Origin of the sequence: Bradyrhizobium sp. LHD-71, from assembly GCF_031157255.1 — a bacterium.
Lineage (GTDB): Bacteria > Pseudomonadota > Alphaproteobacteria > Rhizobiales > Xanthobacteraceae > P52-10.
Genome location: NZ_JAVIFX010000008.1, coordinates 190013 through 203944 on the forward strand (window position 1 = coordinate 190013; position 13932 = coordinate 203944).

The following is a 13932-nucleotide window of genomic DNA, read 5'->3' on the forward strand; positions in this document are numbered from 1 at the left end:
GCAGCGACATCGTGAGACGCCGCCGAGCGGCGATCTGCTCTGCATTTTTATGTATACAAACGTACTCAGCAGAATGCATACTCCCGAACAAGCTCCTGCCAGTCAGACGGGGGCGCTGGCCTGCGGGCGTTAGGGAGCTGAAGATGCAGGAAGATTTCGACGTGATCGTCGTCGGTGCGGGAAACGCCGCCTTGGCCGCGTCCGTGTCGGCCATGGAAAATGGCGCCAAACGTGTTGTCGTCCTCGAGAAAGCTCCTCGCAAAATGCGCGGCGGCAATACGCACTGGAGCGGCGGCGTGCTGCGCTTCGCCTTCGACGATCCGCGTGAGATCGGTCCGCTCGTGCCCGATGCCGAGGACCAGTTCGAAAATTTTTATGAGGGCATCCAGCCCTATACGCGCGCCGACTATCACGGCGACCTGATGCGCGTCACCAACGGCCGCACCGATCCGGTGTTGTCGCGCGTGCTGGTCGACAATTCGAAGGACACGGTCTTCTGGATGAACCAGACCGGCCGCGTCAAGATGGAGCCGGCCGTCACGCTCTCTGCCGTGCGCAAAGGCAACATGATGGTCTGGGCGCGTGGGCTCGTGATCCGCGCGGCGCATGAGGGCGTCGGCCTGTCAGGCAGCTGGTTTCGGACCGCCGAAAGCCTGGGCATCGACATCCGCTACGGCAGTGCGGCCATCGAGCTCCTGACCGACTCCACCGGCCGGATCTGCGGCGTCAAGGTGCGCGACGATGATGGCATCAAGACCTACTGCGCCAAATCGGTGGTGTTGGGCTGCGGCGGCTTTGAAGCCAATGTCCAGATGCGTACGCAGCATATCGGGCCGCTCGTCGGTGCCGCGAAGGTGCGCGGTACGCCGCACAACCAGGGCGACGGCCTGCGTATGGCGATGGCGATCGGCGCCATGCCTTGGGGCCAGTGGAGCGGCTGCCACGCCACGCCGATCAGCGCGGACTGGGGCGATTTCGCGCCGCGCGAGATGACCGACCGCAGCAACCGGCTGAGCTACGTGCACAGCGTGATGTTGAACCGCAAGGGCCTTCGCTTCGTCGACGAGGGCGAGGATGGTGCGCTCTTCACGTATGCGAAGTTCGGCCGCGCGATCCTGGCCGAGCCTGGCGCGAAGGCCTGGCAGATCTTCGACCAGAAAGTCATCCACCTGCTCGAGCCGCGCTACCAGACAAGCTCACCGATCACGTCCGACACGTTGGAAGGTCTGATCGACCAGCTCGACATCGAGGACAAGGCGCAGGCGCTTCGCACGCTCACCGAGTACAACACTGCCGCGAACGAAGCCGACGAGCGCTACGATCCGACGAAGAAGGACGGCGTCGCCACCCGGGGTCTCGCATTGCCCAAGAGCAACTGGGCGGTGAAGCTCGATAAGCCGCCCTATGTCGCCTATAGCGCGACGGGCGGCATCACGTTCACCTTCGGTGGTCTCAAGGTGAACGAGAACGCGCAGGTCGTCGGCACCGACTGGCGCCCGATCAAGGGCCTGTTCTGCTGCGGCGAGATGGTTGGCGGCCTCTTCTATGACAACTACCCGGCCGGGACCGGTCTGGTCTCCGGCGCCACCTTCGGGCGTATCGCCGGTCGCAGCGCCGCAACGATGTGAGGATGCCATGAGCGCAGCCGCAGCCAAGCCGGAAGCCATCGTAACCCGCCTCGGCGGGCTGATCGCAAGCTTCACGACCGAGCAGGTGACGCCCAAGGCGCTGGAGCAGGCGCGCACCTGCATCCTCGATACGATCGGCGTTACGCTCGCCGGTGCCGGGGAGCCGTGCACGCGCATCCTCAAGGAGACGCCGGGCGTCGCCGACGCTCCGGGCAAGGCGTTGATTATGGGCACGGCCCGGCGCACCAGTGCGCTAGATGCGACATTGGTGAACGGCACTGCGGCGCACGCGCTCGACTTCGACGATTTCAGCGGCGAACTGGGTGGGCACCAGTCGGTGCCGCTCGTGCCGCTGCTCTTCGCGCTGGCCGACGAGCGTGGAGCGACAGGGAGGGCGCTGATCACGGCCTATGTCGTCGGCGTCGAGACCGAAATCCGGATCGCGCGGGCAGTCAACTTCCATCATTACGACAAGGGCTGGCATCCGACGGCGACGCTCGGCATTTTCGGAGCCGTCGCGGCCGCCGCGCATCTGATGAAGCTCGATCCGCAACGCACGGCGATGGCGCTATCGATCGCGGCTTCGCTGGCGAGCGGGCTGAAGGCAAATTTTGGTACCATGACCAAGCCGCTGCATATCGGCCAGTGCGGCCGCAATGGCCTGCTGGCGGCGCTCCTGGCCGAGCGCGGCTTCGATGCCTCGCTCAATGCGATGGAGCACAGGCAGGGCTTCCTCGACGTCTTCAACGGTAAAGGCACCTACGATGTCGAGAAGATCTTCGAGAACTGGGCCGAGCCGCTTGAAATCGCCGCCGCCTCGATTGGTCTCAAGCAATATCCCTGCTGTGGCAGCACACATTCAGCAATCTTCATGATGCAGGAGTTGCGGCGTGAGCATGGACTGCGCCCGGACGATGTCGCACACATCACGCTGCTGCCGCACGGCAGGCGTCTGAGGCATACCGACACGCCGCAGCCACAGAGTTCGCTCGAGGCCAAGTTCAGCGTGCAATATGTCTGCGCACGCGCGTTGAAGGATGGGGCAGTCCGGCTGAAGGATTTCGAGGGAGAGGCACATTTCGATCCGGTGATCACGCGCTTGCTGAAAATCACCGAAGCGAAGCCGCATCCCGAGATGCGCGATGATGCCGAGCAACAATGGGGCTCGGAAGTCATCGTCGAACTGAAGGATGGTCGCACCGTCCGGCGCCGCATCGAGAATCTGACGGGGCGGGGCGGGGAGTATCCGATGTCCTCACAGGAACTCTGGGACAAGTTCTCGGATTGTGCCGGACGTGTGCTTCCGCGCGAGCAGGTCGCTCCGCTCTTCGAGTGCCTGGAGACGCTGGAAGAGGCAAGTGATGTGGCGCAGGTGACGAAATTGCTCGAGGTCAATCCGCTTCACACCCGGGCGCCGAGCCGGATCGTGCTCGCACCGGTCGGGACTGAGCAGGCGCCAGATACGACCTGGGTCCCTTAGACCGGCCTCCGGGCGACTAACTTGAAGCGTCGAATCGAACTTTCATTTGCGCGATAATGTGGTCGCGCGGTCGCGCTCGATTCGTGATTAGGGCTTGCCAATGTCGGATCCTGGCGCAAGATCCGTCGAGGCCTGCCAAAACAGAACTCTCGCCGAAGGAGCGTTGCAACATGGCCCACCGCCCGACGATCATGGGAACGCGCCACATGGTGGCCGCCTGCCATTACCTTGCCTCCGAAGCCGGCTTCAAAATTCTGGAGGCGGGCGGCAACGCGATAGACGCCGGAGTTGCGACCGGCATTGCGCTCAGCGTCGTGCAGCCGGAATACGTGAACTTCGCGGGCGTGGCGCCAATCATCATTTATTCCGCTGCCGAGGATCGCGTCTTCACGATCTCGGGTCTGGGGCCGTGGCCGAAGGCGATCCCTCAGGACCTCTTCAAGAAGCACTATGCCGGTGCCATTCCGCAGGGGATTCTCCGCACTGTGGTGCCAGCTGCGCCTGATGCCTGGATCGCTGCGCTCGAGCGCTTCGGCACGATGAGCTTCGGAGAGGTCGCGCAGTCCGCGATCGACTACGCCCGCGAGGGATTTCCGGTCTACCCGCTCATGTCGGAAGTCATCACCGACCACGAGGCAGAGTATCGGATGTTTCCATCCAACGTCGCGCTTTATCTGCCGAAGGGGCGCCCGCCGATGTCCGGCGAGATTTTCGTGCAGAAGGAGCTTGCGGCGACCATTCAATATATGGCCGACCAGGAGCGTGCCGCGCGCGCCCGCGGGCGCAACGCCGGCCTCGACGCCGCTCGCGAGGCGTTCTATCGCGGCGATATCGCGCAGGCGATCGTCAAATTCCAGAAGGAGAACGGCGGCTTTCTCTCGGCCGAGGATCTGGCGGACTACCGGTCAGGTTTCGAAGAGCCTGTCGAGACCACGTTCGGCGATATCCGTCTTTATGCCTGCGGTCCCTGGTGCCAGGGGCCGTCGTTGCTGCAGGCTCTCAACCTGCTCGATGCCGCCGAACTGCGTGCGCTTGGCCACAATTCGCCTGGTTACCTGCACCGCATCACCGAGGCGGTGAAGCTGGCCTTCGCGGATCGCGAAGCCTATTACGGCGATCCGCGTGTGGTCGATGTGCCGATCGAAGCGCTGTTGTCGCCTGCGTACGCCGAGCGGCGACGCAACATGATCCGGCCTGACCGTGCGTGGCCCGAGATTCCGCCGGCCGGAGATCCGCGCAAGCTGGCAGCTGAACGCGCGCAAAGCGGCGCCGCGCTCATCCCCGAACGCGCCTTTTCCGCGCCCGAGCTTGACACGTCGCATGTCTCGGTCGTCGATCGGCATGGCAACGTGTTTGCGGCGACGCCGAGCGATGGCTCGTACAACGCACCGGTCGTGCCGGAGCTGGGCATTATCCCTTCACCGCGGGGCAGCCAAAGCTGGACGGATCCGGATCATCCGTCGAGCGTGGCGCCCGGCAAGCGTCCACGGCTGACGCCCAATCCCGCGATTGCGATCAAACCGGGGAAGATGAAGATGCCGTTCGGTACGCCCGGCGGCGACGTGCAAACGCAGGCGATGCTTCAGGCATTCCTCAACATCCACGTGTTCGGGATGGAGGTGCAGGACGCCGTCGAAGCGCCGCGCGCCGCTTCGTACAGCTATCCCGGCTCCTTTGAGCCGCACGAGTACCACCCCGGGCTGCTCAAGCTGGAAGGCCGGATCGACCGCTCCACCGGAGCGGCGCTCGCGAGCCTCGGTCACAGGATTGAATGGTGGGCCGACTGGACCTGGCTGGCCGGTGCCGTCTGCACCGTCGTCGCCGACCTCGAAAACGGCGTCCTCAAGGGGGGAGCTGATCCACGCCGGCCGTCCTATGCGCTCGGCCTATAGGAACAGCCTTTCTCCAGAGCTTTGTCTGAGAGACTCAGGTCGGCAGAGCATCCGTCCTGCTAACAGCCGTGAAAAGATAGTCAGAAACGATTCAAAAATGATCAAAGCTGCGGGCAGTTCGGGGCGATGGTGGCGGCGTGAGCCGCAGGCCGCGATCGAGGCTCGTCGTATTCCGCATCCTATGTCTGCAGTCTATGATGGCGTGACCGTCGAGGCTGTTGCGACTGCCATCATTTGGCGGCAGCCGCCGGCTCGGCGGCTTGCCTCTGTGCAAGGAGCTCGGGATGGCCGATCAAAGCGAAATCGACGTCGTTCGTAAGCTGCTGACTTCTAAACCGCGGCCAGTCGGATGGGAGGAGCGGCGACAGCGACTCGACGAGGTCGGATCGGTCTGGCCTGTCGCCGACGACATCGAGTTGAAGGGCGTACAGCTCGACGGATTCGGCGCCGAGTGGTCGATTGCGCCGGGAAGCGATGCGTCGCGCGTTCTGATGTTCTTTCATGGCGGCGGCTATTGTTCGGGCTCCATCCTCAGCCACCGGCGCCTTGTGACGGAGGCCGGCCGGGCGGCAGGCATTCGCACATTCGCTGTCGGCTATCGCTTGGCGCCGGAAAATCCGTTCCCGGCCGCACTCGAAGATGCGGCGGCTGCATGGCGTTTCCTGCGCGAGCAGGGGTTTCCGGCAGAAAACATCGTTGTCGCCGGCGACAGCGCGGGCGGGGGCATTACCCTGGGCCTCATCAATGGTTTGCGGAGCGAGCAAGCCGCGTTGCCCGCTTGCGCCTGGCTGCTCTCGCCCTGGACCGACCTCACTCTGTCAGGCTCGACGCTCGAGACCAAAGACACTGCCGATCCGCTCATTCACAAGGCCTATCTTGGCGAGCTTGTCGATGCCTATCTCCCGAGCACGATCAGCCGCACGGATCCGCGGGTTTCACCGCTTTATGCCGACCTGAGAGGATTTCCGCCGCTCCTCATCCAGGTCGGCTCGGCGGAAACGTTGCTCGCCGACGCAACGCGCCTTGCGGAGACAACGGGAGCGGCAGATGTGGAGGTCACACTCGAGATCTGGCCGCACATGATCCATGCGTGGCCGCTGTGGAATGCGCATCTGGCGCCCGGACGTAAGGCTCTCGTCAATGCCGGTGCATTCATCTGCGAGAAGCTAAGGGGATGAGGCTCTCGCCCGATCGCCTCGCGGGCCCCTCGGAAGCCGCTCGCGCAGCTGCGACACTTGGGTGGCAGCTGCGCGAGCGCATACTTCTACAAAGCCATCTGCATGGGTGAGGGGAAGTAGCGAAAGCCGTCCCCTTGCTTTGCGATGTGGCCCACGCCAGGCCATGCGAAGTGATAGGCGACGACCGGGGTCTTGTTTGCGGCCAGCGTGTTGAGCAGCCGCACGCGCGTCTGGGCTGATTGCTTGGGATCGGTGTCGTAGGCGAACTCGGTCAACGGTTTCTCCATCAACAGCACGGGATGATGGGTAAGATCGCCGATGTAAGCGATCGATTTCCCGGCCGAGGAGATATTGAAGATCGTGTGTCCGACCGTATGCCCGGGCGCGGCGATTGCGGTGATGCCCGGCAGGAACTCCTGACCGTCCTTGATGAACACGATGCGGTCGCGCACGGGAAGAAGGTTCTTTTTCGCCTGCGCCAGGAAGGATTTGAGGGGGCCGCTGGCCAGCTTCTCGTCGGTCCAGAACTCAAGATCGGATTGCTGAATGTAGAATTGTGCGTTCGGGAAGTTGCTCTTGCCGTCGTCGCCGACGTTACCACCGAGATGGTCGATGTGCGCATGGCTCATCACCACCGCATCGATATCTTTGGGATCGATACCAGCCTGTTTCACGCTGTTGAGCAGCTTGCCCGTCGTCGGCCCGAAGTCCGTCGCGGTGCCCATCCCGGTGTCGAACAGGACGAGATGGCTGCCGGTGTTGACGATCAGCGCGTTCTGCTCAAGCACGGCATTTTCCAGAGGTAGGAAATTGCTGTCGAGCTGACGCGAGATTTCCTCCTTGCTTAGTCCGAGAAACGCCTGCGTCGGATCGCCGAGCGGCAGCGGGCCGTCCGACACGACGGTGGCTTCAGCGTTGCCGACTTTAAAGCGATAGAAGTATGGCGCCTGGGTATTGCTCATCGGAGCCTTGGCGAGCGCCGGTGAAGCTCCCACCAATCCCGCAGCAAGAATTGCCGAACTCCCCTGCAACAGACGGCGGCGCGATAGCAAATTGGCATCCCTCATTGTCGCCTCCCATGTTGGCCCGTCAGTGACGGTTTCCAGTCTCGTATCGTAGGGCTTCAACCGAGGCGAATGCGTGACAACGAACGAATCGATGCCGACAGGGGGCCGCGAGCCGCACGCCCGGCGCATTGACCGAATAGCTAACTATGAGGACGGCCGAACGGGCTTTCGTAATAACCGCCGCTGCTATCGGCGTCGGAACAATGTTGAAGGTGTTGCGCGGTGGCAGGGAAGAGCGTTTCCGTCACCGCCAGCCGAGAGCGGGGGCGATGTGGGTCAGGATTGCCTCGATCACATGCGCGTTGTAGGCGACACCCAATTGATTTGGGACTGTCAGCAGCAGTGTATCGGCCTCTGCGATTGCTTCGTCCTTTCTGAGCTGCTCGATAAGAACGTCCGGCTCGGCGGCATAGCTGCGGCCGAAGATTGCGCGGCTCCGTTCGTCAATGAATCCAATCTGGTCCTCGCTTTCACCACCAGTTCCGAAATAGCTGCGATCGCGATCGTTCAGCAGCGCGAAATGCTGCGGCTGACTGAAACCCGAGACTCGCGCGTATGGCCGGCTGTCTTCCAGGCGGTGCGGTAGGCGCGGATCTGGGCCGCCTGCTGCACGTGGAAAGGTTCGCCGGTCTCGTCTTGCTTGAGCGTCGAGCTCTGCAGGTTCATCCCGAGCTTCGCCGCCCACTCAGCCGTGGCGTTCGAGCCTGCACCCCACCATATCCGTTCGCGCAAGCCCTCAGAATGCGGCTCGAGACGCAGCAGCCCGGGCGGGTTTGGAAACATCGGGCGGGGATTCGGCTGGGCGAAGCCTTTCCCGCGCAGCAGGTCGAGGAAGATCTCGGCGTGGCGCCGTCCCATGTCCGCATCATCCTGCCCCTCAGCGGGTTGATATCCGAAATACTTCCATCCATCGATGACCTGTTCCGGCGATCCTCTGCTGATGCCCAATTGCAAGCGTCCGCCGGCGATGAGGTCGGCTGCGCCGGCGTCTTCGATCATGTAGAGCGGGTTCTCGTATCTCATGTCGATCACCGCCGTCCCGATCTCGATGCGACGGGTCTTCGCGCCGACGGCCGCCAGCAAGGGAAAGGGCGAAGCGAGCTGGCGGGCAAAATGATGAACCCGGAAGTAAGCGCCGTCCGCGCCCAACTCTTCGGCCGCGACCGCGAGATCGATGGATTGCAGAAGCGTATCAGCAGCGTTGCGCGTTTCTGATTGAGGCTGCGACGACCAGTGGCCGAATGAAAGAAAACCGATCTTCTTCATGTGGACAGTCTCATTCTCCTGCTTCCCTGACGACGCACCCGAATGACCTTGGGAGGTGTCGGTCTGGCATCAGCTACGGGACAGCCTTCCGGCGAGGCCACTTGTCATAAACCAAAGGCCGGTACTTCGATTCTTTGCATCTCGCCGAAAGGTCCATCCGTCGCTATCTCATCCAGGTCGGCCTGGTACACGCCAGCGACGCCGACATGTTAGTTGACGACTTGGTTGATAACCCTGCAGCCTCAGTCTTGCAGTGATCGAAGGATGACCATGAACGATCCCCTGCGTAAGCTATCTTGGGACGATTTACGGATTGTCAAGGCAATCGGCCAGAGCGGGTCTCTCGCGCTCGCAGGGACAGCGCTCGGTCTCAATACGTCCACCGTTTCCCGACGTCTTACGCAGGTTGAAGATGCTCTCGGTGTCACCCTTTTTGACCGACGGCGCGCAGGATATCTGCCGACCGCCGCCGGCCTCGAGTTGATAGCTCTCGCCGAACGCGTCGAGCTCGACGTTGTCAGCGTTGCGCGACGTGTTTCGGGGCACGCTGAGAGCCGGGCCGGTGAGTTGCGCGTGACGACCAGCGACGCGTTGATGCTGGATTTTCTCACGCCGATCATTGCCGACTTCCAGACATCCAATCCATCCGTAAGAGTCGACGTCATCGTCGGAAATTGCCTGCTCAATCTTGCTCGTGGCGAATCTGATATCGCTTTCCGCGCAGTCACCGGAGCGCCACCTGAAAATCTATTCGGCCGGAAGGTCGCAACCATTGCATGGGCGGTCTATGGACGCCGAAGCGATTTTCTCGACGGCCGACCACTGCCAGGCGAGATCTATCAGCATCAATGGGTATCATACGGGAAGAACCTGTCCGGTCTTAAAGCCTATGGCTTCGTCGAGACGCGGGTACCTGGCGAAAGAATCGTGTTCCGATGTGATTCCGTCGCCGGCATGGCGACTGCGATCGCGGCGGGCATAGGGGTTGGCTTCCTGCCTTGCATGCACGGGGACACCGCAACTGATCTCATACGCGTTGGATCGATAGAACCTGACATCAGTGACGAGCTCTGGATATTGACCCACCCAGACATACGCAAGTCGGGGCGCATAAGCGCCTTCATGACCCATTGCATGGAAGCAATCGCTAAGCGGCGGGCGTTCATCGAGGGCAGAGCCGCGCCAGGTGAACAGCAACGATAATCCCGGGGCCGTCTTCGCCGCAAGTGAGGTCGCGGATCAACGCGCATTCTTGCGGAAATGCTTCAGCATAAATGCCGCTCGCGCCGCGCAGAGCTTCATCGTAACTCCTCCGCGCGTTGGGGCCGAGCGGTTATCGGCACAGCTTCGGCCACCAAGATCAAGAAGTTTTCAGTGCCCCCGGAAAGGAAAGCACGTGAGCATCAAAGCGATCGCCACGCCGGCAAAAGCGCTTCTGAGTCCGAAAGATCACGCCATGATGCTGATCGATCATCAGTCGCAGATGGCATTCAACACAAAGTCGATCGACATCACCAATCTGCGAACAAACGTCGCGATTCTCGCTCAGACGGCGAAGGGCTTCAAAGTGCCGACGATCCTTACGACAATTTCGAAGGATACGTTCGCGGGACCGCTGTTCAGTGAAATCACCGAAGCCTTCCCGGACGCGGAGGTCACCGATCGGACCTTGTTGAACGGCTGGGAAGACGAGAATCTCATCCGCCGCATTAACGCACTCGGCAAGGATCGCCTGGTGATCTGCGGTCTGTGGACCTCAGTCTGTTGCATGGGCCCGGTTCTGTCGGCGCTGGAACAGGGCTTCGAGGTCTATGTCGTGACGGATGCCTGCGGTGATTGCACTGCGGAGGCACACGAGCGTGCGGTCGAGCGCATGATCCAGGCCGGCGCGCGCCCGATTACGGCGCTCGGCTATCTGTCCGAACTGCAGAGGGATTGGGCGCGACAGGAGACCTACGACGTCACCACTGGCATCGCAAAGAAGTATGGCGGCGCCTTCGGCGTGGGCGTGCAATACGTCAAGGCAATGTTCGGCGCTCACTAGTGTCGTGGATCAGAAATTCGCACCATCGTTGCCGCGAGTGCATCGTGCGAATTTCTGACCCATAAGCGACACTAGAATCATAAACTTGCTAGTGTCCTGATCGAATTCGAAGTTCGCTCTGAGCTCGCTGCAAAGTATAGCGAACTTCGGATTCGGGACACTAGCGTTCAACGACTACGTCGCATCGTGGGCGCAGCATCGCCATCTCGGTCGCGTCGGTGCTGCGCAAGTGGCCGTCAAGTTAATGATTCACGTTCCAGCCGCGGCCGCCGTCACCGAGAGATTCGTGTCCGTCGTCGGTTACCAGAATCGTGTCTTCGAGCTTGATGAAGCCGCGCTTCGGATGCGACATCGTAGTTTCGATCGAAACGACCATTCCGCTTTCGAGCGGCCGCTCCGCGTCATGGGCCTCGTACGACATGCGCGTGCTGTTTATCAGCCGCGGCGCTTCGTGAGTCACGAGGCCCATGCCATGGGCCATATAGTGCGTGTACTTGCGATGCGGCGAAGCATTCAGCATCCGTTCTGCGACCTCGATCACGTCACCGCCGCGCGCTCCAGGCCGCACGACCTTGCGCGCGGCCTGCTGCATGTCCTCGACGAATCCGAGCAGTTCTTCGAGCTCGGCATCGGGCTCGGTGCCGACAATACCCATGCGGCACAGATCGCCGATATAGCCCTTATAATTCCCACCTGAGTCGAGTGAGATGATGTCGCCCTGGACCAACCGCTGTCCGGAGGGTGCGCGATTGAGACTCGTGCCGGCGGTGAGCAGGCAGTAGTCGAACACCAGGCCGCGGATAACTTCCTCGCGGCGAAGCGTTTCAGCGATCTCCAGCTTGGTCATGCCCGGCTGGCACCGGGCGAATGTCGCCAGCATCGACGCCACCACCTGTTCGGAGGCCTCCCGCAAGTGCGCGATCTCCTCGGCGGTCTTGCAAGCACGCAGTCGCTCGAGCGGAAGCACGGCGTCGACAAGGTCGCAGTTCGGCAAGCCGCGCCGAAGCACATCGCCGGCGTCAGTGGGAAGAAACGCTGCTTCAACACCGATGCGCCTGACGCCGTCGAGTTTTCTGATGTGCGCGAGCGCGTGTCGCATGGTCTGCTGACTGCCGATCTCTGCAAAATTCAGATTAGCCGGCCAGAATTTGCCGAGGTCGCGCTCGTCGGTCTCCGCCGCGTAACCAAAATATGCGGCCTGCTCGGGACGGCCCTTACGATAGACCAGCGCCGGCAGGTATCGCGAGATACCAACTGCGTCCATCGTGTCGAAGAAGAAGAACCGATACCCGCCGAGCAAGTACTGGACGTTGTGTTGCGATGTCACAACCAGTGCGTCGATACCTGCTTCGTCGAGCAGCCGGTCGAGGTGATCCGTGTCGAACGGAACAGGGCCGCGGATATCAGCTGGGGTGATCGACATTATTGCCTCCGAGTGCCTGCATTCAAGGATCGTTGGCGCCGAGCTGCATCATGCCGGACGTGATCTTCGTATGGGTCAGGTCTGATGCGTCTCGGACCGGCGAAATCGTGTGGTATTCGATCGTCGTTGCGAAACGACGTCGACCGCTTTGCGCGTGCCGATCACCGTCGTTGGCGGTACGGCGACAATAAGAAACTGTGCGGAGCCTTCGCTCGCTGAGGTATAGGCGTGCGGAATTGTGGAATCGAACAATGCGCTCTCGCCGGGATGCAGTACGCGGGCACGCCGACCCTGCAGGTGGAGGCGCAGCTTCCCTTCGAGCACGAAGCAGAATTCGGTGTGCGGATGTCCCAGGAGACCGCCGGCTTGTTCGAGCGTACGGTGGCGGGTAGACATGATGAAGGGCTCGATGCGCCCGGTCAGCGGGTTGTCCGGGTGCAGCGAAATGATTTCGCGCCGGCCCAGTCGAATCCCCGACGCCTGGTCGGACGAGAACGACACCTCCGGGCCTGATGGAGCGTCCGAGACGATCGACTGCGGCAGCACCGCGGACCAGGGCACGCCCAGCCCGGCGACCACCTTGGCCAGCAGCGGCAAGGTCGGCGCCATCTTGTTGGTCTCGATACGCGACAGCGTCGCATGCGGGACACCCGTCAGATCCTGCGCCTGCTTGAGCGAGATGCCCGCGGTCTGCCGCAGTTCGCGCAGTTTTGCGCCAAGCTCGCTCGAGATGTCCAGGAAATCTCGTTCCCGTGTCCAGCCACCCCGCAGCGGTGGCGCGTTGCGCTTCTTTGTGGTCATGCCGGCGCCTTGTACGCCGTACCAACCGGATATCGCAACGGCTTCGGCAAGGATCAGCGCTCCCTCGCTGAGTTGAGGTTCGATTGGTCAGGAGTTGAGCATACGCCTTCGCGGCGTGCAACGGCCGGGACGCCGCGCCTGTTCGTGTCGTCTGCAGCAACGACCAAATGCCCCGCATGAAGGCCGCGCCTCAGTCGACCTGGATGCCGAGCGAAGGCAGCAGTTTGCGGTAACGCTCGACTTCGCTGGCCACATAGTCGGCGAACTGCTCGGGTGGCATGAGCGCGATCTCGCCGCCGTTGTTGCGCGTGTATTCCTCGTAGAACGGTTTGCGCGCTGCTTGGGCGATGCTCTGATACAGCGAGTTGACTGTGGCGGGCGGCATCTTCGGTGGCCCCCAGAAGCCGGACCATGCCGCGATTTCCGCGTCAATTCCCGCCTCGATGAACGTCGGGGCATTCGGCATGTCAGCCAAGCGCTCCTTGCTCGAAACCGCCAGTGCGCGCAGCTTGCCGTCCTTCAGGTATTGCATGACGATCGAAGGCGACACGAACATCGTATCGATCGTCCCCGCGAGCAGGTCCATCGTTGGCGTGGCCTTATAGGGAATGTGGGTCATCTCAATGCCCGCGCTGCGGCAGAACAGAGCAGCGATCACATGCGTCGTATTGCCATTTCCTGCCGAGCCGTAGGTGAGCTTGCCCGGTTCGTTCTTAGCCGCGGCGACAAACTCCCCCAGCGTCTTGAAAGGGGAGTTGGCAGGCACGAACAACGCGAAGCCGGGGCTGCGCGCAAGCATGGTGATGGGCGTGAAGCTTGTCACAGGATCGTAGGGCAGATTGCGCATCAAAACGGCGTTCGTCGTATGGCCGCCCGTTGCGTAAAGGATGGTCGAACCGTCGGGCTTGGACCGTGAGACTTCAAGCGAACCGATGATGGTTGCTCCGCCCGGCTTGTTCTCAACAATGACTGTGCCGCCAGTGACGCTGCGCAGCGATTCCGCGAAGACGCGCGCGCTGCTATCCGTGCCGGAACCGGCCGCGAACGGAACCACGATGCGAAGATTGCTGGTCTGCGCCCATGCACCAAAAGACAGCGGAACGCCGGCCAGCAGAAATTTCAATGCCTCGCGTCTCTCAACGTGCATGGGCCT

Annotated in this window: 10 protein-coding genes and 1 pseudogene; 6 read left to right on the top strand and 5 right to left on the bottom strand. The window is 62.0% G+C overall.

Features of this window, described 5'->3' with window-relative positions; translation table 11 throughout:
• Positions 1-143 precede the first annotated feature (143 nt).
• The 4 genes from tcuA to RCO31_RS11280 all read left to right on the top strand — a co-directional run bounded on the left by tcuA (position 144) and on the right by RCO31_RS11280 (position 6178).
• The gene (gene tcuA, locus RCO31_RS11265) at positions 144-1628 is read left to right on the top strand and encodes an FAD-dependent tricarballylate dehydrogenase TcuA (protein ID WP_308968415.1); all 1485 of its coding nucleotides are present in this window, start codon (positions 144-146) and stop codon (positions 1626-1628) included.
• A gap of 7 nt (positions 1629-1635) precedes the next feature.
• Positions 1636-3108 (top strand): MmgE/PrpD family protein, encoded by a 1473-nt coding sequence (locus RCO31_RS11270; protein ID WP_308968416.1) that lies wholly within the window; start codon positions 1636-1638, stop codon positions 3106-3108.
• Positions 3109-3278: 170 nt separating this feature from the next.
• The gene (locus tag RCO31_RS11275) at positions 3279-5000 is read left to right on the top strand and encodes a gamma-glutamyltransferase family protein (RefSeq protein ID WP_308968417.1); all 1722 of its coding nucleotides are present in this window, start codon (positions 3279-3281) and stop codon (positions 4998-5000) included.
• A gap of 284 nt (positions 5001-5284) precedes the next feature.
• Positions 5285-6178 (top strand): alpha/beta hydrolase, encoded by an 894-nt coding sequence (locus RCO31_RS11280; RefSeq protein WP_308968418.1) that lies wholly within the window; start codon positions 5285-5287, stop codon positions 6176-6178.
• A gap of 86 nt (positions 6179-6264) precedes the next feature.
• On the opposite strand, the gene RCO31_RS11285 is transcribed toward RCO31_RS11280, so the two are convergent.
• Together RCO31_RS11285 and RCO31_RS11290 are read right to left on the bottom strand one after the other, a co-directional pair.
• Complete coding sequence (locus RCO31_RS11285; protein WP_308968419.1) at positions 6265-7245, bottom strand: MBL fold metallo-hydrolase; 981 nt, start codon at positions 7243-7245, stop codon at positions 6265-6267.
• 244 nt (positions 7246-7489) lie between these two features.
• A pseudogene (locus RCO31_RS11290) lies at positions 7490-8511 on the bottom strand (LLM class flavin-dependent oxidoreductase).
• Positions 8512-8781: 270 nt separating this feature from the next.
• On the opposite strand from RCO31_RS11290, the gene RCO31_RS11295 reads away from it, so the two are divergent.
• The gene (locus RCO31_RS11295) at positions 8782-9714 is read left to right on the top strand and encodes a LysR family transcriptional regulator (protein ID WP_308968420.1); all 933 of its coding nucleotides are present in this window, start codon (positions 8782-8784) and stop codon (positions 9712-9714) included.
• 199 nt (positions 9715-9913) lie between these two features.
• Positions 9914-10555: a hydrolase gene (locus tag RCO31_RS11300; protein ID WP_308968459.1), complete on the top strand. Its 642-nt coding sequence runs from the start codon at positions 9914-9916 to the stop codon at positions 10553-10555.
• 241 nt (positions 10556-10796) lie between these two features.
• Here the strand turns inward: RCO31_RS11300 and RCO31_RS11305 are convergent, their stop codons facing one another.
• The 3 genes from RCO31_RS11305 to RCO31_RS11315 form a co-directional block, all read right to left on the bottom strand.
• Positions 10797-11978, bottom strand: a complete 1182-nt coding sequence (locus RCO31_RS11305; protein WP_308968421.1) for a Xaa-Pro peptidase family protein — start codon at positions 11976-11978, stop codon at positions 10797-10799.
• 75 nt (positions 11979-12053) lie between these two features.
• Entirely contained in the window at positions 12054-12779 is a 726-nt protein-coding gene (locus RCO31_RS11310; RefSeq protein ID WP_308968422.1) for a cupin domain-containing protein, read from the bottom strand.
• 190 nt (positions 12780-12969) lie between these two features.
• Positions 12970-13926 (bottom strand): tripartite tricarboxylate transporter substrate binding protein, encoded by a 957-nt coding sequence (locus RCO31_RS11315; protein ID WP_308968423.1) that lies wholly within the window; start codon positions 13924-13926, stop codon positions 12970-12972.
• Between the last annotated feature and the right edge of the window lie 6 nt (positions 13927-13932).